The sequence below is a fragment of the Weizmannia agrestimuris genome, from assembly GCF_943193165.1.
GTDB lineage: Bacteria > Bacillota > Bacilli > Bacillales > Bacillaceae_C > Weizmannia > Weizmannia faecalis.
In genome coordinates this window covers 100,747-121,743 of the sequence record NZ_CALPDC010000004.1, presented here as the reverse complement: position 1 = coordinate 121,743, position 20,997 = coordinate 100,747, and the positions used below count along the sequence as shown (strand labels likewise).

23 protein-coding genes and 1 other annotated feature are annotated in these 20,997 nt (G+C 49.3%); all 23 genes read right to left on the bottom strand.

Features of this window, described 5'->3' with window-relative positions; all coding sequences use genetic code 11:
* Positions 1–6: 6 nt before the first annotated feature.
* Positions 7–537, bottom strand: a complete 531-nt coding sequence (locus NFR98_RS03850; protein ID WP_251459746.1) for a Spo0B C-terminal domain-containing protein — start codon at positions 535–537, stop codon at positions 7–9.
* A 208-nt stretch (positions 538–745) separates the two neighbouring features.
* On the bottom strand, positions 746–1,036 hold the full coding sequence (gene rpmA / locus NFR98_RS03845; RefSeq protein WP_013859801.1) for a 50S ribosomal protein L27: 291 nt from the start codon (positions 1,034–1,036) through the stop codon (positions 746–748).
* Positions 1,037–1,048: 12 nt separating this feature from the next.
* A complete protein-coding gene (locus NFR98_RS03840; protein WP_251459744.1) occupies positions 1,049–1,378 on the bottom strand; it encodes a ribosomal-processing cysteine protease Prp in 330 nt (109 codons plus the stop codon).
* Positions 1,379–1,390: 12 nt separating this feature from the next.
* Positions 1,391–1,699 carry a 50S ribosomal protein L21 gene (rplU, locus tag NFR98_RS03835; RefSeq protein ID WP_013859803.1) on the bottom strand — a complete coding sequence of 103 codons (309 nt, stop codon included), beginning with the start codon at positions 1,697–1,699 and terminating at the stop codon, positions 1,391–1,393.
* A gap of 11 nt (positions 1,700–1,710) precedes the next feature.
* Positions 1,711–1,794, bottom strand: a sequence feature (ribosomal protein L21 leader region).
* A gap of 47 nt (positions 1,795–1,841) precedes the next feature.
* Complete coding sequence (locus NFR98_RS03830) at positions 1,842–3,320, bottom strand: Rne/Rng family ribonuclease (RefSeq protein ID WP_251459742.1); 1,479 nt, start codon at positions 3,318–3,320, stop codon at positions 1,842–1,844.
* A 51-nt stretch (positions 3,321–3,371) separates the two neighbouring features.
* Entirely contained in the window at positions 3,372–4,238 is an 867-nt protein-coding gene (locus NFR98_RS03825) for a M50 family metallopeptidase (protein WP_014097868.1), read from the bottom strand.
* The gene (locus NFR98_RS03820) at positions 4,231–4,983 is read right to left on the bottom strand and encodes a M23 family metallopeptidase (protein WP_017551058.1); all 753 of its coding nucleotides are present in this window, start codon (positions 4,981–4,983) and stop codon (positions 4,231–4,233) included. The genes NFR98_RS03825 and NFR98_RS03820 overlap by 8 nt, the downstream gene beginning before the upstream one ends.
* Before the next feature lie 126 nt (positions 4,984–5,109).
* A complete protein-coding gene (minD, locus tag NFR98_RS03815; protein WP_013859807.1) occupies positions 5,110–5,919 on the bottom strand; it encodes a septum site-determining protein MinD in 810 nt (269 codons plus the stop codon).
* Positions 5,912–6,604 (bottom strand): septum site-determining protein MinC, encoded by a 693-nt coding sequence (gene minC / locus NFR98_RS03810; protein ID WP_014097867.1) that lies wholly within the window; start codon positions 6,602–6,604, stop codon positions 5,912–5,914. Before minC ends, minD begins: the two co-directional genes overlap by 8 nt.
* A gap of 224 nt (positions 6,605–6,828) precedes the next feature.
* Positions 6,829–7,347, bottom strand: a complete 519-nt coding sequence (gene mreD / locus NFR98_RS03805; RefSeq protein ID WP_017551061.1) for a rod shape-determining protein MreD — start codon at positions 7,345–7,347, stop codon at positions 6,829–6,831.
* A complete protein-coding gene (gene mreC, locus NFR98_RS03800; RefSeq protein WP_014097865.1) occupies positions 7,347–8,213 on the bottom strand; it encodes a rod shape-determining protein MreC in 867 nt (288 codons plus the stop codon). The genes mreD and mreC overlap by 1 nt, the downstream gene beginning before the upstream one ends.
* A 106-nt stretch (positions 8,214–8,319) precedes the next feature.
* Entirely contained in the window at positions 8,320–9,336 is a 1,017-nt protein-coding gene (locus NFR98_RS03795; protein ID WP_017551063.1) for a rod shape-determining protein, read from the bottom strand.
* Between the two features lie 173 nt (positions 9,337–9,509).
* Positions 9,510–10,193: a RadC family protein gene (gene radC, locus NFR98_RS03790; RefSeq protein ID WP_277613366.1), complete on the bottom strand. Its 684-nt coding sequence runs from the start codon at positions 10,191–10,193 to the stop codon at positions 9,510–9,512.
* Between the two features lie 199 nt (positions 10,194–10,392).
* Positions 10,393–11,385, bottom strand: coding sequence for a hypothetical protein (locus NFR98_RS03785; protein WP_251459740.1), 993 nt, complete (start codon positions 11,383–11,385; stop codon positions 10,393–10,395).
* 109 nt (positions 11,386–11,494) lie between these two features.
* Positions 11,495–12,256 (bottom strand): prepilin peptidase, encoded by a 762-nt coding sequence (locus tag NFR98_RS03780; RefSeq protein ID WP_251459738.1) that lies wholly within the window; start codon positions 12,254–12,256, stop codon positions 11,495–11,497.
* A 105-nt stretch (positions 12,257–12,361) separates the two neighbouring features.
* The gene (locus NFR98_RS03775; RefSeq protein ID WP_251459736.1) at positions 12,362–13,066 is read right to left on the bottom strand and encodes a type 4a pilus biogenesis protein PilO; all 705 of its coding nucleotides are present in this window, start codon (positions 13,064–13,066) and stop codon (positions 12,362–12,364) included.
* Entirely contained in the window at positions 13,063–13,938 is an 876-nt protein-coding gene (locus NFR98_RS03770) for a PilN domain-containing protein (RefSeq protein WP_251459734.1), read from the bottom strand. The genes NFR98_RS03775 and NFR98_RS03770 overlap by 4 nt, the downstream gene beginning before the upstream one ends.
* On the bottom strand, positions 13,939–14,937 hold the full coding sequence (gene pilM / locus NFR98_RS03765) for a type IV pilus biogenesis protein PilM (RefSeq protein WP_251459732.1): 999 nt from the start codon (positions 14,935–14,937) through the stop codon (positions 13,939–13,941).
* Between the two features lie 117 nt (positions 14,938–15,054).
* Positions 15,055–15,498, bottom strand: coding sequence for a prepilin-type N-terminal cleavage/methylation domain-containing protein (locus NFR98_RS03760; RefSeq protein ID WP_277613365.1), 444 nt, complete (start codon positions 15,496–15,498; stop codon positions 15,055–15,057).
* 82 nt (positions 15,499–15,580) lie between these two features.
* Positions 15,581–16,786 carry a type II secretion system F family protein gene (locus NFR98_RS03755; protein ID WP_251459730.1) on the bottom strand — a complete coding sequence of 402 codons (1,206 nt, stop codon included), beginning with the start codon at positions 16,784–16,786 and terminating at the stop codon, positions 15,581–15,583.
* A complete protein-coding gene (locus tag NFR98_RS03750) occupies positions 16,773–17,825 on the bottom strand; it encodes a type IV pilus twitching motility protein PilT (RefSeq protein ID WP_251459728.1) in 1,053 nt (350 codons plus the stop codon). The genes NFR98_RS03755 and NFR98_RS03750 overlap by 14 nt, the downstream gene beginning before the upstream one ends.
* Positions 17,826–17,834: 9 nt before the next feature.
* Positions 17,835–19,496: a GspE/PulE family protein gene (locus NFR98_RS03745; RefSeq protein WP_251459726.1), complete on the bottom strand. Its 1,662-nt coding sequence runs from the start codon at positions 19,494–19,496 to the stop codon at positions 17,835–17,837.
* Positions 19,497–19,541: 45 nt separating this feature from the next.
* On the bottom strand, positions 19,542–20,996 hold the full coding sequence (locus NFR98_RS03740; RefSeq protein ID WP_251459724.1) for a VanW family protein: 1,455 nt from the start codon (positions 20,994–20,996) through the stop codon (positions 19,542–19,544).
* Between the last annotated feature and the right edge of the window lies 1 nt (position 20,997).

Below are 20,997 nucleotides of genomic sequence, written 5' to 3'. Positions count from 1 at the left end.
GTATCGTTAGGCTTTCGGAAAAATGATTTCAACCGGGAAAGCGGATGCCGGGTATGCGTGGATCACGTTCATCCCCGGACAATCGTTTTCCAGAAACCCGGCAAGCAGTCCGTACTTTTTTATTGTACCGCTAAACTCGAAAAAGAAACGGGCGCCGGATGGCAAAGTGCTGACCGACAAAGATAACCGGTTGTCTCCGTTTGGATCGACTGCTTCTTCAACGATAGCGAAAAAATTCTTCATCCAGCCGGTCAGCTCCCCGTCGTCCGGTAGCACATTCCGGTCCACATCCAATATTTCGTATGCAATCTGCACCGTGTGCCCTTCCCAGTTATATGTAAGCAAAAGCTCGGCAAATTCCGGCAGATGCAAATTTGATAATTTTGACTCCTGCTGCGCTTCCCGGATAATGTCTTCCACAATATTTTTGACCTTTTCCATTTTGTTCAAGCTGGCGTATCCTTTGATCAGCTGCACCTTGTTCAGCCAGTCATGCCTGGCGTGGCGAAGCACGTCAACCGTCGTCCATTCCCGCATTTTCATAGCTCCCGTTCTCCGAAATAGGTTATGTTTAAGTATAGCAAAAATTGCCTCACGTTGCACGGGACGCGAATGATAGCGGCATGTGCCCGGCACTCGCCAGAAGAAAGCGGCCACACGTTTGTACGTTTTTCAGAACGGGAGAGGTGTATCGGAAAATGCAAAAGCCCCGGGCCGCGAATATCGCAGCCCGGGGCTTAATGGGTTAGGCTTCTTGTGCCACCGGATATACGCTCACTTTTTTCTTGTCGCGGCCGAGTCGTTCAAAACGCACAACGCCGTCAACTTTCGCAAACAAAGTGTCGTCACCCCCGCGGCCGACGTTTTCGCCCGGAAAGACTTTCGTCCCGCGCTGGCGGTAAAGGATCGAGCCGCCTGTTACGAACTGACCGTCCGCACGTTTTGCACCGAGGCGTTTTGCGATCGAGTCACGACCGTTTTTTGTGGAGCCGACCCCTTTTTTGGAAGCGAAAAACTGAAGATCTAATTTCAACATGATGCTCACCTCCTATTCAAAGGTTATATGGATAAATTCGCCGTATTCCCGTTCTATCGTCTCGAGGGATACAACCATGCCTTCAAGCAGAATCTGCACTTTTGTCGCCTGTTCTTCCGAAAGATGCGAAGGGATTTTACATTTCAAAAGGCCGCTTTCGGACTGGCGGATTTCGGGTTCAACCCCCGCCACTTCCATAATGGCGTTCACCGTCCCGAAAGAAACAGCGGAAGCGCCGGCACAGACAATGTCCTGGCCGTATTCGGCAAATTCGGCATGGCCGCTCATTTCAAAAGACGAGATGTTCCCATTCTTTTTGCGTTTGATGCGGACCCGGATCATGCCGCGTGCACCTTACGCATTGATTTTTTCAATGACCACTTTTGTGTACGGCTGACGGTGGCCTTGTTTTTTGTGGTAATTTTTCTTCGCTTTATATTTGAACACAACGATTTTTTTCGCACGGCCGTGTTTTTCCACTTTACCCGTAACCGTAGCGCCTTCAACAACAGGGCTGCCGACTTTTACCGATTCGCCGCCGACAAAAAGAACGCGGTCAAATGTAACCGATTCGCCTTCTGCTGCATCGAGTTTTTCAATATATACAGCTTGGCCTTCTTCTACTTTGATTTGTTTCCCGCCGGTTTCAATAATTGCGTACATCACTGCACCTCCTTAAGACTCAGACTCGCCAAAGACAGGCGTTTTACGAAATGTAAAAACTTGCAAAGCCTGTTCCTGAGCGGTTGTAGCACAGGGCGCTACAAACATAACATACTGATGGTAACACACACTTTTTCCTTTGTCAATTGGGATCTTTGCCTTTTGCGGCAAGGCCGGCTGCCGTTCCGAACTGCCGGATGGCATAAAATGGATGCGGATCGCGAGTGATGTGAAAAATGAGTTTCATGCCGAGCAGGTTTTCCAGCCGCTTTAAGTGTACGTCCGTTTCCCCGCAAAAACAGTCCTTCACATCTTGCGTGCATTCAATCAAGACGGCTTCGTAATCCGCGTACGGCGCTTCCCACAGCTCGCGTTCGAGGCGGAAAGCAAGCGTCTCGGGGCTTTCGATTTTGCCGCTGCCCCCGCAGACCGGGCAAACGGAAAGCAGTGCCTCGGGAAGCGATTTGCGCGTTTTCTTGCGCGTCATTTGTAAAATGCCAAGCTCCGTAAAACCGGTGATGCGGGTTTGTTTCTCGTCATTTTCCAGTTCTTTTTCAAGCACCGCCCTCACTTGTGCGCGCTGTTCATCGCGCTGCATATCGATAAAATCGACGAGAATGATGCCGCCGTAATCGCGCAGTTTCAGCTGGCGGCCGATTTCTTTCGCCGCAAGCAGATTCGTTTTCAGCACCGTTTCGGCCTGATCCGTTGTGCCCGTATATTTTCCGGTATTCACATCAATAATGGTGAGCGCTTCTGTTTCGTCGATGACAAGATAGGCGCCGTTTTCAAGCCAGACCACTCTTTTCAAGGCATCCTCAAGCGTCCGGTCGATACGGTAGCGGGTAAAAATATTCTGTTTTCCGCTGTAGAGCTCAAACGACCAGTCCAGTTCCGGCCGGCCCGCAAGCAATGCTTTCAGGCGGGCAAGTGCCTCCGCATCATCCACGATCACCGTGCCGCTTTTTAAGCGGACAAGTTCGCGGAAAATTTCCGCTTCCACCGTGCTTTTTTCGTGCAGAACAGCCGGCGCTTTCAGTTGTGCCGCCTTTTCGAGCAGGCATTTGTACCGAAGCCTGAGGCATTTTAGTTCATCGCGCCACCCGTCCCCACCGGCATGGATGGCTGCGGTCCGGACAATGATCCCTTCCTGCGGTTCAAGCGCTTTGCGGACCCTTTTCCGCCACCTGTTTCGGTCTGCATCATCCGCTTTTTTGGAAACAGCCGTGTACTTTCCTTCTGGCAGATACACAATCTGTTCTCCTGAAAGCTCAATGATGCCGGTCAAAAGCGGCCCTTTTTGCCCTGTTTCATCTTTTTTCACCTGGACCATGACCGTCTGCCCGGGCGAAAGATAAGCTGAAATCGTTGGATTCGAATTTTTGCTGTTCGCAAAAGCAGGGAGCCGGCTGATATGCAAGTAACCGTGCCGGATGCCGCCGATATCAATAAACGCGGCATTGATTCCGGGTTTGACGTCTGCCACCTTGCCGAGATAAATATTCCCGACTTTTGCTGCATCGCCCGGCTGCCGGATGCGGATGGCAGATACTTTGCCGTTTTCGATGACCGCATATCGTTTTTCCCTTGTTTTCACATTGATGATGATTGATCTGTCCAAAAAATTCCACCACACTGTCTTCGCTTTCAGCCGCTTTAATTGCGGCTTCCATCAATAACTATACAGGATATCGCTTACTTTCGCATTGGTTTGCTTCTCGGAAAAAAAGGCATGAAGGAGTTCATTTTCATCAAGCTTCCCGACTTCCACCCCGTTTTTAAGGACAATGAGCGGATGTTTGCGTCCCCGTTTAAAGCTTTCGAGCACTTCATACAAGTATGCGCCCGCATCCACCTCGATCGTTTCCAGATGACGGAGCGGATCCCTTTTTCCGTAATACCGTTCAAGCAGGAAACGGATAAAAACAAAGTAAAGCTGTTTCCATTCTTTCCAAAGGGCGGCATATAAATAAACGGCGATCGCCCAGACGTTCAAATTTGCCGGCGCATTCAGCAGGGCGGCCGCATGAAAAAGGAGCAGCACGATAAACGAACAGCAAATCGTCATCCGGAATGCGCGCAAAAAAGGATAAACCGTGGAAAACGCCATATTCAGCAATTTCCCGCCGTCAAGCGGCCAAATCGGGAGCAAATTAAAAAAAAGAATGGCCCGGTTCCACTCCCCGATTTGCGTATACATCTGTCCGGGCAAGACATCGAAGCGGAACAACAAATACGCGAAAACGGCGATCCAAACATGCTGGAGGGGGCCTGAGAGTGTCACGATCAGTTCTTCTTTCAGCGGGCGGTTTCCGTGTTCCTCTGTTTCAGCGACGCCGCCAAACGGCAAAATGGCGATTTTTTTAACCCGCCATGAAAAATATTGCGCCGCAACCGCGTGCCCCATTTCGTGAATGAAAATGATCGCAAACAGCAGGATGAGATCTTGGAAACGGGCGGTAACAGCAGCAATGGCAGCCACGAGCCAGAAAAGGGGATGGATTTTGATTTTTTTCAGAAGCCAAAACCGCTCACTCAAATTTAATCACCTGGATCGGATCGATAAAACCGCCGTCTTTTTTAAGCGCAAAATAAAATTCCCCTTTTTCCCCGCTGCTTCGCGCCGTGCCGACCTTTTCGCCCATCTTGAGGCTGTCATACTGGCCCACATCGATTTTGCTGAGGTTTGCGTACCATGTTTCCGTTGAATCGGCATGCTGGATAATAACGGTATTGCCGAGTTTTGGCTTTTTCCCGGCAAAAATGACCGTCCCGCCGCTCATCGCTTTCACGCTTGCGCCCGGCTTTGTTTCAATCGTAACCCCTCTTCCATCAGCAGAAAAACGGGTCAGAATTTTTCCCGATACCGGCATGGCATATTGCGAATCTTCATTGGAAGCAGCGGTTTCCGTTTTTGACGATTTTTCCGGGAAGAGCGCAACCGGCTTGCCAAACTTTTTTTCATACCAGGCGGCTGCTTTTGCAAATTGAAATTCGGACGCCATTACCTGTTTGACGGCGGCTTTCGGTTTGTCAAATTCCGGACGTTCCGATTTAAACAGAATCGCCACAACGAGGACAAGACAGGCAGAAGCCAGAATTTTAAACAGCATCGTTTCTTTTTTAAAAAGCGGATGCGGCGTTTTGCCCGGCGGTTCATATACATGTGTGCCCTCATCTTTGATCAGGCTCGCATAGACCGTTTCTTTGCCGTTATAAGCCTGCTTGATCGTTTTTCTCCGCTTCGCCATTTGTCTCCGGATTTCATCGGCGCGGTTTCCCAATCGATTCACCCCTTCTGTACAGGCATTCGTTTATTACCAATGTATGACCTGTCCAAAGCGGTTAGAACCGGGAACAAAACAAGCCGCCCTGATCGTTTGGAAAAACGTTCAGAAACGGCTCTGCTATTAAGAAGATTTCGAACTGAATAATTTTTTAAAGCGCGCAAACATGCCGGGTTTCTGGTCTTCAAGCGGCATTAAAGGCACCGTTTCCCCCAAAATCCGGCGGGCAATATTCCGGTAGGCAAGGGAGGCGCGGTTCGTCGGATGGAGCGCAATCGGTTCACCCTGGTTCGAAGCGCGGATCACTTCTTCATCATCGGCTACAATCCCGATCAAATCGATTGATAAATGGCTTGTCACTTCATCGATGTCCAGCATGTCCCCGCTTTTCATCATATGGCTCCGGATCCGGTTGATGATCAGTTTCGGCGGCTCGATATGTTCTTCCTTTTCCAAAAGCCCGATGATCCGGTCGGCATCCCTTACCGCCGAGATTTCCGGTGTTGTCACAACAATCGCCTGGTCAGCGCCCGCCACTGCATTTTTATATCCCTGTTCAATGCCGGCCGGGCAGTCAATCAGAATATAATCGTAATCCTGTTTTAACCCGTGGATCAATTGTTTCATCTGTTCCGGCGTGACGGCGGATTTGTCGCTTGTCTGGGCAGCCGGCAGCAAAAAGAGCTTGTCATCGAAACGCTTGTCCTTTACGATTGCCTGGTGGATTTTACAGCGGCCTTCTACGACATCGACTAGATCGTAGATAATCCGGTTTTCAAGCCCCAACAGGACGTCAAGATTGCGGAGCCCGATGTCTGTATCGACAAGACAGACTTTCTTTCCGAGAAGCGCGAGCGCAGTCCCGAGGTTTGCCGATGTCGTCGTTTTGCCGACGCCGCCTTTTCCGGATGTAATGACAATCGCTTCACCCATATGAGAACCCTCCTTTTAATCTTGTCATATTCGGCCGCAAAGTTTTCAACACTTGCAATTTATCAATGATAATATGGTCCGATTCATCTATGTAAGCACATTCCATCTCATGCCGGTCTTCTTCCCCGTAATCATCAGGTGCCCGGTTCAGGCAATCGGCAATCCGGATTTGGGACGGAACCATATTGGAAGCGACAACAACGGCGTCCCTTCTCCCGCTGTAGCCGGCGTGCGCAATGCCGCGGAGGTTTCCCATGATAAAAATATTGCCGTTTGCAATCACGGTTCCGCCCGGATTGACATTGCCGACAAGCAAAAGATCGCCTTCCGCCTTTAACACCTGACCGGACCGGACGATGGTGGTAACAGGCACAATTTCATTTTCCACTTTTTCGCGCGCAGCCGCTTCTTTTGTGATGACATTGCTGATGATTTCATCGACAACAAGGTTCCGCCGGGCACGCACAAGGCTTTTGATCTCTTCTTCCTGCGCTGGCGTCAAATAGCGGTTGCCAAGCTGAATTTTGACGGCAAGGATCGGGCTGTTTTCCTCCTCATCGACAGCCTGGGCCAGTAATTTTTGTTCTAATTCCGCCTTTAAAGCTTGATAGGAGCATTGGTCGTTTAAATGCAGCACAATTCCGTCTTTCGTCCCTTTTATGGTTACATTTTGCGTTTTCTTCATTTCAAACTGCTCACCTCAACGGCTCAATAAATAACGACACATCCGAAATGGCTTTCAGACGGCGTTTTGCGGCCCGGCACGCAGGAATAAGCCTCCGTGCGTGCGGTTCCGGCTGGTTTCGGCCCGCAAACCCTTTTGCTTTTTCCATTCCCCCTTGTCCGGATCATTCGACAAAAAGGCGGAAAATCCTTCTTTCCCATTTTAACAGATTTTCTCCCCGCCGGTTATTCCTTTTCTTCTTCCCTTGCACGCCGCTTTAAAAAATTCCCCATCGGATACCATGCCAAAATAAAAAAAGCGGCATTTAAAATCAAAGTCGGCCAAAGCCTGAGCAAGAGAAAATCGTCAAATCCCATCACCTGCGGATTAATTAAAGCATTGATGCCATAGACCAAAAATTCGACAATCGCCATGTTCAAGACTGCCACAAGCGTGCCGGTGAAAATATTGGATTGGAGGATCCTGTCCATTTTTTCTGTCAGGTAAACCGCAAGCGGATAGAAAAACAGATAAACGCCCAGAATGCCCGTATAAAAAGCATCAAACAGCATGCCGAATACAAAGGCATAAATGATGGAGAGCCTTTTTCGGTAATGCATCCCCATTAAAATCAGCATAACAAGCAGAAAATGGGGAACAATGGTAAATTTTCCGCCAAAAGAACGGGCAGCAAAAAATTGGGCAAATAAACTTTCAGCAATATAGCACAGGCTTAAAATCAGAGGGAGCACGATCCGTTTCATCACTGCTCTCCTCCTGCGCTGCCTAGGTTCACTGCTTTCCGGTTGATGACGAGCACTTCGCGGACATCATAAAAATTGGCTGCCGGCTTCACATAAGCGGTTTGCGTCAGCCCGTTTTCATCCGGGGTCACTTTTTCAATGTCACCAATCAGAAGCCCGCTCGGAAACATGCCGCTTAAACCGGATGTTACGACATGATCGCCTTTTTTGACTTTGATATTAAAATCAAGCTGTTTCAAAAGCAGCATTTTTGCTTTTTTGTCGTATCCTTCGATTAAACCGTAAGCGTCTTTTTTGGCATTTTGCACTTTGGCGGATACGCGGTTCGTTTCATCGGGCGAGCTCAAAAGTTCGACGGTTGAATAAAATTTGTCGACCTGCGTAACTTTTCCGAGGAAACCACCTGAAGTGACGACAGCCATGTTTTTGGTAACGCCGTTGACTTCGCCTTTATCAATCACCACTTGCTCGTACCAATTATCCGGGTTGCGTGCAATGACCTGGGCCTGAATGGACTCTGAATCTCCAAGACTGTTTTTTTCCTTTATAATAGATCTCAAATTTTCATTTTCTTTTTTCAGTTCATGATTTTGCGCTTCCAAGCTTGTCAGCTGTTCCAAATGGGATTTCAGTTTTTTGTTTTCGGTATATGTATTTTTTAAGTCCTCGATATTGTCAAAAAAACCGGCAAGGGCATTGGCGGGTTTGGCAATGACGGACTGGCCGAGCCCGACGATATCGCGCACAAACTGTTCCGGTTTTGAAATCCGGTCGCGTTCCCTAATGGAAAATCCGATCATGGCGACAAGCAGAATGACACTGATTAAAAGGACGATCAATCGTTTATTCAAAAAAAACTGTGGCATAAAATCCACTCCTATAACACTTTGTTCCGGCCATTCCCGGATTGAAAACCATTCTCCCGCCAGGAAAAGCCGGCAGGAGAATGCGTGAACAGGACACTAGCATGCCCTATTTAGAATTTTTTGCTTTGTTTTTAAACAGTTCGATATTTTCGAGCGCGCTGCCTGTTCCGATTGCTACGCAGTCGAGCGGGTTTTCAGCAATCAGCACCGGCATTTCGGTTTCTTTGCTGATGACATGGTCGAGGTTGCGCAACAGGGCGCCCCCACCTGTCAGGACGATGCCGCGATCCATAATATCGGCTGCCAGTTCAGGCGGTGTCTGCTCAAGCGTGTATTTGACCGCATCGACAATGGCATACACCGTATCGTGGAGCGCATCGGCCACCTCATCCGCGGTAATCGTGATCGTCTTCGGCAAACCGGTCAGCAAATCCCGGCCCCTGATATCCATCGGTTCGATCCCCTCCGGCTCGCCTGCTGAACCAATTTCCATTTTAATTTGTTCTGCGGTCCGGTCCCCGATTAAAAGATTATAATTTTTGCGGATATAACTGATGATCGCTTCGTCCATTTCATCCCCGGCCACCCGGATCGACTGGCTTGTCACAATTCCGCCCAGCGAAATAATCGCCACTTCCGTTGTGCCGCCGCCGATATCAACAACCATGCTTCCGGTCGGCTCCCAGACAGGCAGCCCGGCACCGATCGCAGCCGCAAAAGGCTCTTCAATCGTAAAAGCATCCCGTGCCCCGGCCTGGCGGGTTGCATCAATCACCGCGCGCTCTTCCACCGCAGTAATGCCGGAAGGGACGCAGACCATGACATACGGATTTTTTGAAAAAAAGCCTTTTTTATTTGTGGCCTGCTGAATATAATATTTCATCATCGCCGCCGTCGTTTCATAATCCGCAATCACGCCGTCTTTCATCGGCCGCGTTGCCACGATGTTTCCCGGCGTCCTGCCGATCATTTTTTTCGCGGCATCCCCGACTGCGACAATCTGTTTCGTATCCGTCTGGATGGCCACAACGGAAGGTTCCCGCACCACAATTCCTTTCCCTTTTATAAAAACCAATGTATTGGCTGTCCCAAGATCAATCCCCAGGTCTTTACTTCCGAACATGGATGTATCTCCCTTTCTACACGATAAATTTTCATCACCAGTTGGTGCCATACTTTTGCTTATTTATGGATGTCACTTTAAATCTACATCCGGAATTCAGGTATTTCCGGCGCAGTGCCGGCCGTAAAAATCATACGATTTATTATATCGTAACCATAAAAAAATTCAAAGCCTTACAAATACCCTTTTTGTCTCAGACTCACAAATTTTTTCTCACCGATGATCAAATGGTCAAGAATCTCAATCCCCATTATTTTACCACATTCGGCAAGCCGTTTGGTAACTGCGATATCTTCTTTGGAAGGAGAAGGGTCCCCGGATGGATGGTTATGGAAACAAATAATGGAAGCAGCTGAACGCCTGAGCGCTTCTTTGAACACTTCGCGTGGATGGACGATCGAGGCATTTAAGCTTCCGATGAAAATCGTCTGCTGGTGGATCACCTGGTTTTTAATATTTAAATAGAGGCAGACAAAATGCTCCTGGGACAAAAAACGCATATCATTCATGACATAATTGGCCCCGTCTTGCGGCGTGCGGATTACATAACGCGCATCGTGCTGCAAATTGGCGATCCTTCTGCCGAGTTCAATCGCGGCCAGAATCTGAACCGCTTTTGCTGTGCCGATGCCTTTAATGGCCGTCATTTCCTCAAGGGAAGCGTCTTTTAAAAACCGCAAGCCTTCAAAATGGCGGATCAGCCTGTTGGCAAGCTCGAGCACCGATTCTTCTTTCGTGCCGGTACGGAGTAAAATGGCAAGCAGTTCCTGATTGGAGAGGCTCTCCGCTCCTGTGCGGATCAGCCGTTCACGTGGGCGGTCTTCTGCAGGAAAATCTTTGATCAGCATTTTTTCCAAATAAATTCCTCCTTTTCTGGTGCAGGAGGCGGGGGAATCAAACCAATGGTCTTTGGTATGGGAGATACAATTGTATCGTACCAAAAAACGGGCCGTGAAACAACTGCAAATTCAACCTTTTCAGACGAAAAATAATGCCATGCGGGCGCATGCCTTTGTCCGGCATCACAGCCTTTCAGCCGGAAGCCCGCATTTGGTTTCAATGCCCACTGTAGACCTTTACGTAGTCCAGCAGGTTTTGTTCGGCATTCGTTAAATCCTGCCGATTGCCGCTTTTTTGATAAGCAACGAGCGATTCATACGCGGCCGTTTCGTATTTTTTCAGCCGGCCGAGCGTTTCCTGCCTGACTTTTGCCAGCTTTTTGACGTTTCCGGCTGCTGTTTCGGCTGTCTTCATGCCGTCCGGTGAAACCCGCCCGTTCTGGACAGCGGCGGCCGTTTCTTTTGCCAGTTTTTGAAAAAGCGGAACCGTTTCCCGGACAAAAATTTGCTCATCCTTTGTCGTCGTTTGGACCTTTTTGCTGGAAAAACTGATCTCTTTTGCATACAGTTCGACGCCTTTATCTTTCCAGGCAGTTTCCATTTTTTTGGCTGTGCCGAGGCTGTCGGCCACACCTGCAAAAATATAGCGCTGCCCGTCCATCGAAAGCTGCATTGACGGGACCTTTTTCGAGGCAAGTTCGCGTGACACTTTAGAGGCGGCGCCTTCCGTGCTGAACACCCCTGCCTGGATGATGCCGATGCTTAACGCCGGAAGCTGGGCCTCTTGCTGCGCTGTGCCCGCTGCAGCGCCTTCAGCCTGCTGTTTCGGGAGTTTTGTTTGATGATCGCCGTACGCAATGAATTTTAATACAACAAACCCGAGCAGCGCCCCGAACACCACCGCGGACACGACAGAAAACAAAATCGCCGGCGCAGCCCTTTTCGCAACCGCTTTTTTCGGGAATATGCTTTTCTTTTTGGGCGCGGGTGTGTAATGGATCGGCCGGAATTCTTCAATCTGATCCGCATCAAGTTCGGGCAGCACCCATTCAAATGACTCCTCTTCTTTTACACTGTCTTCCTGTGCGGCAGCCGTTTCTTCGGCCGCTTTCCAGTCATGGACTTTCACGCTTTCTTCCGGCTGCACCTTTTTTCCGCCCACTTTGACTGTAATTTTCGCCTTTTTTTTCGCCTTGTCCAATGTTTTCACCTCTCCTGCCCGATTTGCTTCATGCTACCATAACCGGCAAAAAAAAGAACAAGACTTTTGTCGTCTTGTCCGAAAACCATTCGCCGATTTCCGGCATTTTATGCAAATTTTATTCAAGACCGGAGAAGCGCAAATACATCCCGATAAGGCTGTTTCCGAAAAAATAGGCGGTCAGCGCACCGATGGCGATAAACGGCCCGAACGGCACCGGTTTTCGTTTTTTAAATTTGCCGGCAGCCATCAAACCAACGCCGTAAAGCGCGCCAAAAAAGCAGGCTAGAAAAAAGGCCAGAAAGGTTTTCTCTATGCCGAGCACAAGCCCGATGACAAAAAACAATTTAATGTCCCCGCCACCCATCGCGCCTTTTGTGAAAAAGGCAATGAGATAGAGGAGGCAAAAGCCGAAAACCGCCCCGAGCCAGGCGGACCACCACGGTGACGCCGGATGAAAAAGCCGGACGGCGGCAATGGCGGCTGCAAAAGGAAACAGCACTTTATCGGGAATGAGCATATACGCCAAATCGGAAACGGTAATGATGACAAGCAGCGAAATAAAAAAAACGGCAAGCAAAAATTCGGGACTCCACCCGAACCGGTAAAAAGAATAGGCAAACAAGCCCCCGGTCAGCGCCTCAAATACCGGATAGACCGGGGAGATCGGCGCGCGGCAGCTTCTGCATCTGCCCCGTAAAGCAAGAAAAGACAATACCGGTATATTTTCATACCAGCTTAACGAGTGCCCACACTTTGGGCAATGCGACCCGGGACGGATAATCGATTCATGATTCGGCACGCGTAGCCCGATGACATTATAAAACGAGCCGAACACCATTCCCAGTGCCGCAAAATAAGCAGTCCACAATCCATGCATGTTTGATCCCTCTAATATTTCAGCATATGGTATTTTTGGTTCGCTACCGGCAAGGAACGGGCGATATTAAGCATATGTAATGGCAAGGATGAACATGCCGAAAACTTATTGCCCCTTTATTGCGACCGGGTCACTTTTATGTCCCGCTGCCGGCACGTCGATTTCCGGCAAATAGTCCGAATACCGGCTTAACGCCGGGTAATAAAAAGTGGAAACCGTGACGGTGTACTGCAATCCACTCGATCCAGGCGCTCCTTCCCCCGGACTGAAATTGAGGCTTTCGATCACTGTAATGCGCGGCAAGTTTTCAATCGTCTGTAAAAATGTTTTCATGCTCTTGTAGCTGTCTGACTCCACTTTTAAAGTATACGACAGTTTTTTGACACCGGCAGGCAGCACGTCTGTTTTTTGCTGTGTGCCGGATGAGGTGCCGCTCGTTGTGCTTTGTGTAGCCTCCTCGCTCCCGGACGTACCGGCGGAGTCCTGCTGGGCGTCTGTTTCTGTAATCCGGCTGCCGGAAAGGGCCTCTGCCATCCTGAACTGAAGCAGCACTTGTTCCGCAAGCGGTTTTGCCGGGATTTTCCGCATCAGGCTGACGACATTGCCAAGCTGCAGTTCCGGGCTTTGCTGTTTTTTTGACTGCAGGCTGGATAGCACCTGCTGTTCCGATTTCAACGCAGCTTTTTGTCCGGCCAGCTCGGACTTAGCCGGCGCCAGCACAAACCAGTACAAACCGAATGCGCCGGCAAGGCAAACGGCCAAGAGAGCAAGCATGATAAAAAGCTGTTTCCGGTTTAAACGGAGGTTCATTGCTGTTCCTCCTTTTTGCTAGCGGCATTGAGTACAGTTTGATTGAGCTGGATCGTATATGTCGCTTCATAGACCGTTACACCCTCTGCTTCACCGGTTGCTGCAGTATCCGCGCCGGCTGTGCCACCCGTTGGCGCCGGGGAGGAAAAGGAACCGCCCTCGCCGTTACCACCGGCTGTTTTGGATGCACCGGATGTGGAAGAGGAACCGGTTTTAGACGTGTCCGGAGAAGATCCGCCGGCCGTTTTGGACGCATCTGATCCGGAAGATGTGCTGCTTGCCGTTTTGGAAGTGCCGGATCCAGAAGAGGAACCGGCGGATGTGCTGGATGTGCCCGTTCCCGAAGATGAACCAGCTGTAGCGCCGGATGTGCCGCTTGAAGAAGCGCTGGCCGTTTCCGTATTCATTTTGATGCTGTTTAAGACGGCGCCGCTGAAATACGGGCTGTCATTCAGCCGTTTTAAGAAGTAAACCGCTTCATCGGACGCATCAAACTGGACGGTCACATTCGCGCCCGTGCTGCTGCAGGAAAAGTCCGTAATATAGCCGTATTCCGGCAAAAGTTTAGTAAGCTTGTCCAGTACCGGCACCGTCTTGACCGGCGTATCGCTTGCCCATTTAACGGCGGACGAGAGCTTTTTAAAATCCTGTATGTCCGCATTGCTTTTTTGTGCTGCCTGTTCAGCAGCCTGGAGCGCTTCCGTCTGTTTGATTTGCTGATTAACGGCAGCAAGATCCTGTTTTGTCTGATGGAGCGCGATAAAGAAGATGATGACAAAAATGGCGGATGCACCGGCCAGTATCCCGCCCCAAAAGAGCAGTGCGATATTTTTCGGTTCTTTTTTCGGCAGCAGATTAATCTCGACGAGCATTTATTTCACCTCTTTCAGTGCAAGGCCCAAAACAGGCGCAAAGCGGGCGGGAAACGGCTGCCCGGTTGTGGAAGATACTTTTTCCGTTTCGATCATCTTGACCGACAGGCCAAACTGCTCCGCAAGATTGTCCGCAACCTCGGGCAAATACGGATAATCGCCGTTCAGCAAAATTTGATTGACCGCATCCTGCCCTTTCCGGATCGAAAACTGGTAATAATTCATGATTCTGTCCAGCTCTTTATAAATATTTTCCGTCTGGTAGCGGAGCAGCGGATCGTCTTCCGGCCAGCGGTACTTTTTTTCGCCAAAAGCATTGGTCTCCGTCTCCCATTTGGAAAGCGGAATATCGACTTCAAGCTCCCTGGCAAGCAGCGGGAAATGCCGGTGGAAAATGGTCGCATTGACCATGGATAAATCAAACTGGAGAAGGAGCAGATGGTCCATCGCATGCAGTGTATTCAAATGATAAAAAGACCGGTAGGCACATAGCGGGGAAATATCAGCAGCAACCGGGCTCAGGCGGATACCGTTAAAAAAACCGGCATAATCTTCGACGACATCCCGGGGCGCAGCAAATAACAACACCTGCTTTTCCTGATTTGACTCACCAAGGAGCGCAAAATCAAATACAGGATCATCAAACGGCAAATGAATGGTGGAACCGAGCTCAAGGGTAATATAACCTTCCATTTCATCCATGGCAATCTCATCCGGAACAGCAATTTGGCGCACGACAACAAAATTGTCGGGCACAGCAAAACGGACCGGGTGTTTCCCCTTAAGCCCCCAATCATCAAGACATTCTTCAGCGATCATCGCAAGCGTCTCGGCATCAGCAATTTTCCCGCCGCGGATCAGCCCTTCCGGCAAATACCGCTCGCCCATTTTTGCAACAACAGGCGGGTCAGTCTGCCTCAATTCGAGAAAACGAATGACATGGTCTTTGATAATGAAATTTCCGGTTTTTTTCGATGATGGAAAAAATGAGCGTGGCATCATGATGGCTCCTTACTATCATTTGAAAATTAACCTAAGGCACACCTTTATGAAACGAGTGAACCTTAGGTTAATATTAAGATATTCGTTGAATCAATTTGGCAGACAAAAAGACTATTATTCCGTTTTTGCAGTTCCAACTGTTGTGCTATATTTGCTGTCCTTATCGTTTATATCTTTAATTGTAGCATTTGTAAATGTTACTGTTACCCCATCATCTTCACCCGTACCAGTTAATTTATAAACCATTTTTCCGTTTTCTTCTTTTACTGTTACTGTGTATGTTGAAAGATTCACTTCATCATCTAAGTATTTGTCTATGTCCGCTTTTTGTATTACTCCACCTGTGGGAACACTATTCGAAGATACATAGAGTTTCGCAGCATTGATTACTTGGACAGCATCCGATTTAATGGCACTGATTTTTGAGTGCTTGATGATGGTGTTAATCGCCGGGATCGCGATCGCTGCAATAATAGCCAAAATGACAATAACCGCCAGCAGTTCAATCAACGTAAAGCCCTTTTGATTTTTCAATAACTTTCTTTTCTTGTGTAACATCGTTTCTCCTCCTAATGTCCTAGAACTTTTTACCTATATTATACATGGTTGTGTTGCATAATCCTACCTTTTTTTGATCAATTTATTGAACATTATTATAAATTTCGAACATTGGTATCATAATTGCGGCAATGATCGTGCCGACAACGGCTGCCAGGATAACGATCATAAACGGCTCAATCAGCGCTTTGATCTGGTCGGTAGCGGCTTCCACTTCTGCTTCGTAAAAGTCGGCGACTTTGCCAAGCATGGCGTCCAGCGCACCGGTTTCCTCACCAATCGCAATCATCTGCGTGACAAGCGGCGGAAAGACCCAGTGGCGCCGCATCGGTTCTGTCATCGACTGCCCTTTTTCCAGCGCATCGCGGGCCTGGCGGAGCACTTTTGTCATCACTTCGTTTTCGACGATTGCCTCCACGATCGACAATGCCTGTAAAATCGGCACGGAACTGGAAAACAACGAGCTCAATGTCCGCGTCATCCGGGCAATGATCGATTTTTGGACGAGTTTGCCGAAAATCGGGAATTTGAGCATCGCATAGTCCAAATAAAATTTACTCGTTTTGTTTTTGCGCAAAACGACCAGCAGCACGTACACCCCGATCAAAATCAGCACGACGAGCCACCAGTAGTGCTGCATAAACCCGCTTGCAGACAAGACAAGGCGCGTAACCGCAGGCAGGCTGGCGTTATAGTTTTTGAGCATTGACACAAAGGTCGGGACGATTTTTACAAGCATAAAAATAACGACAACAATCGCCATCACCCCGACAAAAGCCGGATACGTCAGCGCCGACCTTACCTTTTGCCTTGTGCGGTGCTGCTTTTCGTAGTAGGTTGCGAGCCTTTCCAATGTACCGTCAAGATTGCCGCCCGCTTCACCGGCGTAAACCATATTAATGAACATCGGGGTAAACACTTTTTTATGTTTTGCGGCCGCCTGGGAAAGCGGAATCCCGCTGCGCAAATCTTCCTCGACGGCCAAAAGCGTTTTCTTTAATGTTTTGCTGCTCGTCTGGCTGGCGAGTATGCTTGTGGAATCGACGACGGTTACGCCGGCTTTCAGCAGTGTTGAAAACTGGCGGAGGAAAATGACAAAATCCTGCAGTTTCACCCTGCCGCCGAGGCTAATTTCCATCGTCATTAACGTTTCCGGCAGCTCGTTGATTTGGAGCACACGGACGCCCTGACTGCGCAGCTTGACCAGCGCCTCCCGTTTCGATTCGGCCGTGACGACGCCGTTTTTCTTCCCGGCTTTTGTCCTTCCCTCATACTTAAATCGTGGCATTTTGGACAATCTCCTGTAAATAAGGTTCCGCCGCTTCTTTAGAAATCGCGCCCGCTGCAAGCAATTCCTTCACATCGGTTTCAAGCGTGTGCATCCCGAGTGCGCGGCTCGTCTGCAGCACATTCACGATCTGGTGAACTTTTTCATTGCGGATCAGATTGGCAATGGCCGCGTTGTTGACGAGCACTTCCGTTGCAGCCCTCCGCCCTTTATTGTCGGCTGTCGGAAAGAGACGCTGCGAAATAATCCCAACTAAAACATTTGCCAGCTGGATGCGGATTTGCGCCTGCTGGGACGGCGGAAAAACGTCAATGATCCGGTCAATTGTCGACGGCGCGCCCGATGTGTGTAGCGTGCCAAGGACAAGATGCCCGGTTTCCGCTGCCGTAATCGCTGTATGGATCGTTTCAAGATCGCGCATTTCCCCGACTAAAATCACGTCCGGGTCCTGCCTGAGTGCCGCGCGCAGGCCGTTCGAAAAGTTTTGCGTGTCAAACCCGACTTCACGCTGGTCAATGATGCATTTTTGGTGTTTATGTAAATACTCAATCGGGTCTTCAAGCGTAATAATATGTTTGTGCAGCGTTTTGTTCATATGATCGATCATGGCGGCAAGCGTCGTCGACTTCCCGCTTCCGGTCGGCCCTGTCACCAGCACTAAGCCGTGCGGTTTTTCCGTGAACGCATACAATACAGGCGGCAAATGCAGCTCTTCAACTGTCGGGATCGCAGTCGGGACTACGCGGATCGCCAGCGACACGCAGTTGCGCTGCCGGTACACATTGATCCGGAAACGGGATACGCCCGGGATGCCGTAAGAAAAATCAAGCTCCCCGCGTTCCTGAAAAACCGGCCACATGGTATCGGAAATGATCGCTTTTGCCATTCCTTCCGTCAATTGCGGCGTCATCACTTCTTTTCCGTAACGTTTCAGCTGGCCGTTTAAACGCAGAATCGGCGGCACACCAACGGATAAGTGAAGATCCGATGCTTTCAGTTCAAATGCTGAGCGAAGCAAGTATTCAATTTTTTCCTTCATTCCTTTCACCTACTCCGGTAGGGCGACGCGCAACACTTCTTCAGTCGTTGTCAGCCCCTGCTTTACCTTTAGTAATCCGTCGTCGAGCAGAAAAATCGTTTTATTTTGGATCGCATATTCCCTTAACTTGGATAAAGGTTCCCCGTTCATAATCCCGCGCCGGATGTTTTCATTGATCATCAACAGTTCCTGGATCGCCATCCGCCCTTTGTATCCGGTCATATTGCAGTTTCCGCATCCGCGGCCGCGAATGATTTTCTCAATTTTGATGCCGCGTTTTTTAAAAATTTCTATTTCCCTTTTTGTTGGCGCCTGTTCTTCTGCGCAGTCGCGGCACACTTTGCGCACGAGCCGCTGCGACACGACACCGCTGAGTGAGGTGGCAACGAGAAACGGCTCAACGCCCATGTCTATTAATCTCGTAATCGTGCCGAGCGCATCATTGGTATGCAGCGTACTTAAGACGAGATGGCCGGTGAGGGAAGCGCGGATGGCAATTTCAGCCGTTTCCTTGTCGCGGATTTCCCCGACCATGATAATATTCGGGTCCTGCCGCAAAATCGCGCGCAACCCTTTGCCAAACGTCATGCCGACCGCCGGATTGACCTGAATTTGGTTGACGCCTTCAATCTGGTACTCTACCGGGTCTTCCACCGTAATGATATTCACCTGTTCATCATTGAGATGGTTTAGGGCCGCATATAAAGTCGATGACTTCCCGGAACCGGTCGGACCTGTGATCAAAATGATGCCGTTCGGGCGGTGGATCAACTGCGTAAAACGCTTGAGATTCAGCTTGTTAAAATCGAGCTGGCGGATATCGTGGATGGCTGTTGACAGATCCAAAATCCGGAGCACGATTTTTTCCCCGAATACGGTTGGCAGCGTCGATACCCGGATATCAACGGGATGGAAATCGACGTCAATTTTAATGCGCCCGTCCTGCGGGATGCGGTGTTCGGTAATATCGAGATTTGCCATAATTTTAATGCGCGCCACAAGCACGCTTTGCATCGATTTCGGCAGCACCCGTTCCGTCCGCAAAATTCCGTCCACACGGTAACGGACGATGTATTTTGTTTCCTGCGGGTCCAGATGGATATCGCTTGCCCGCATTTGGACGGCATTTTGCAAAAGCTGATTGACGAGCTGGACGACGGGTGAATCTTCTTCCCCGGAGGCGGTTTCGGTCGCCTCTTCCTTTTCAGCGATGCCGTCCAGCAGTTCTTCCATATTGTCATCCAGGTCGTAATACTTATGGATCGCCCGCAAAATATCGTCTTTGGAGGCAATCGCCGGTTCGATCCGGAAGCCGGTCGAAAGGCGCAAGTCATCGATCGCATTAAAATCCATCGGGTCCGCCATTGCGACAAACAGTTTATCCCCGTCTTTTTTGAGCGGAATGATAAGATTTCGTTTCGCCATTTCTTTCGGCACAAGATTCATGATGCTCTGATCAAAAGGATAGCGGAAAAGGCTGATGTGCGGAATGCCAAGCTGGAATTCGAGTGCTTCAATGAGCTGCTGCTCGGTAATGAGCCCGCGCTGAAGAAGCGCATCGCCCAGCTTTTGGCCCGCTCCTTTTTCCTTCAGCACCTGTTCCAGCTGTTCTGCTGTAATTAATCCTGCATCGACCAATAAATCGCCAAGCCTTTTTCGCACTTGTTTCATCCGAATTCCCCCGCTTTATCTGTCATGTCCCGGGTCTTTCTTATGTCAGCTTTTGCTGTCTGCCCCGTTATCCTTGCTATCATCCGTACCGGTGCTGTCTTTGCTGTCATTTGAAGTCTCAGCTTTTGTACTGGTAGAGTTTTCGCGATCCTTTGAAGTCTCAGCTTTTGTACTGGTACTTTTTCCGCTCTTTTTTGAAGCCTCTGTACCGGCACTTTTTTTGCTTTTTGAAGTCTCCGTGCCGGCACTTTTTTCGCTGCCTTTTGAACTGCTGCCGGTTGTTGACGTGTTCGGTTCATGACCGGACTCATCCTCTGTTTCCGATGAGTCCTCCGTATTTTCCGCTTGTGCCGGAATGCCTTTTGCAACGATTTGTGCCACCGGCGGATAAAAATCTTCCGCCAACAGCACGGATTTCAGCAGGCCGTGATTCTGGCTGTAAATATTGCGGAACACCTTGGCATAATAACCCGCTTTTCCGGCTTGCAAGACAACAGACTGATCTGCTTTTAAAGCAGGATGATATTGCACGGTTGTTTCGGGGTCGATCGTTTTTTGATCTTTCAGCACCATTTTATAGTTTTCGAGAAAAGGCCGGCCTGCCACAGATACGGAAAAAGTACCGTTTCGAGCCGTGAATTTCAGCTGATAAGCGGTTGGGTTCGGGTTGACAAAAGAGAAATCCAGCTTACCTTTCACCACTTTTGCTTCTTTTCCAAGCGCTGCATAATACGGCAGTTCGTTTCCCGTATTGCGTTCAATGATTTCGAAATTGGTCGGCAGCACCGCCCCGTATATGGCGGTTGCAATCATGCTGAGTGCTTCATTTGAAAACGAAGCGCCTGTTTTTTCCGCTGTTTTGAATAAGGAAAACATCCCGTGCGCAGGAATGTTGATTTTTGGAAACTGCTTTGCCCAATTTTCGAGTTCTGTTGCTTCCGCAAGCGAAACATTTGCTACTGAACCTTTTGATACTGTCGTTTCTTTTTCATTCCCATCCAGGGCATAACCGGACAAATCAAAGGAAAGATTGGCAGTCTCAAGCCGGGCGGCGGCGTGGCATATGGCCATGTCGAGCCGGGCAATATCCACATCATCCGGGCTGACGTCGGGAAAAGACTTTGAGACCAGTTCCCGAAGCCCATTATGGTCAAGCGTGACAACAAGCGGCGAGGCCTGCCCGTTTTTTACCCGAAGCATGCTTTCTGTGACTGAAAAATGCAGCTGTTCAGCCGGAAGCTTCACCGTTTTTGCCAAATAGACGATTTCTACCGGATTGGACGCCTTCCATTTCTGAACGGCAGATGATAATTTTTGCTGGGCCTGCTCTTCCGTCAGTCCCGACAGCTGTATTCCTCCGGCTGCAGTGCCCTGCGCATATTTTTCTTTATGTCCGAATCCGTTCGCAATGGCCAAAGCCCCAAAATGTGAGAAACTGAATATAAATGCTGTGCTGATCAATAAGATCGTAAAAACTTTTAAAAACCGCTTGTTTCCCACA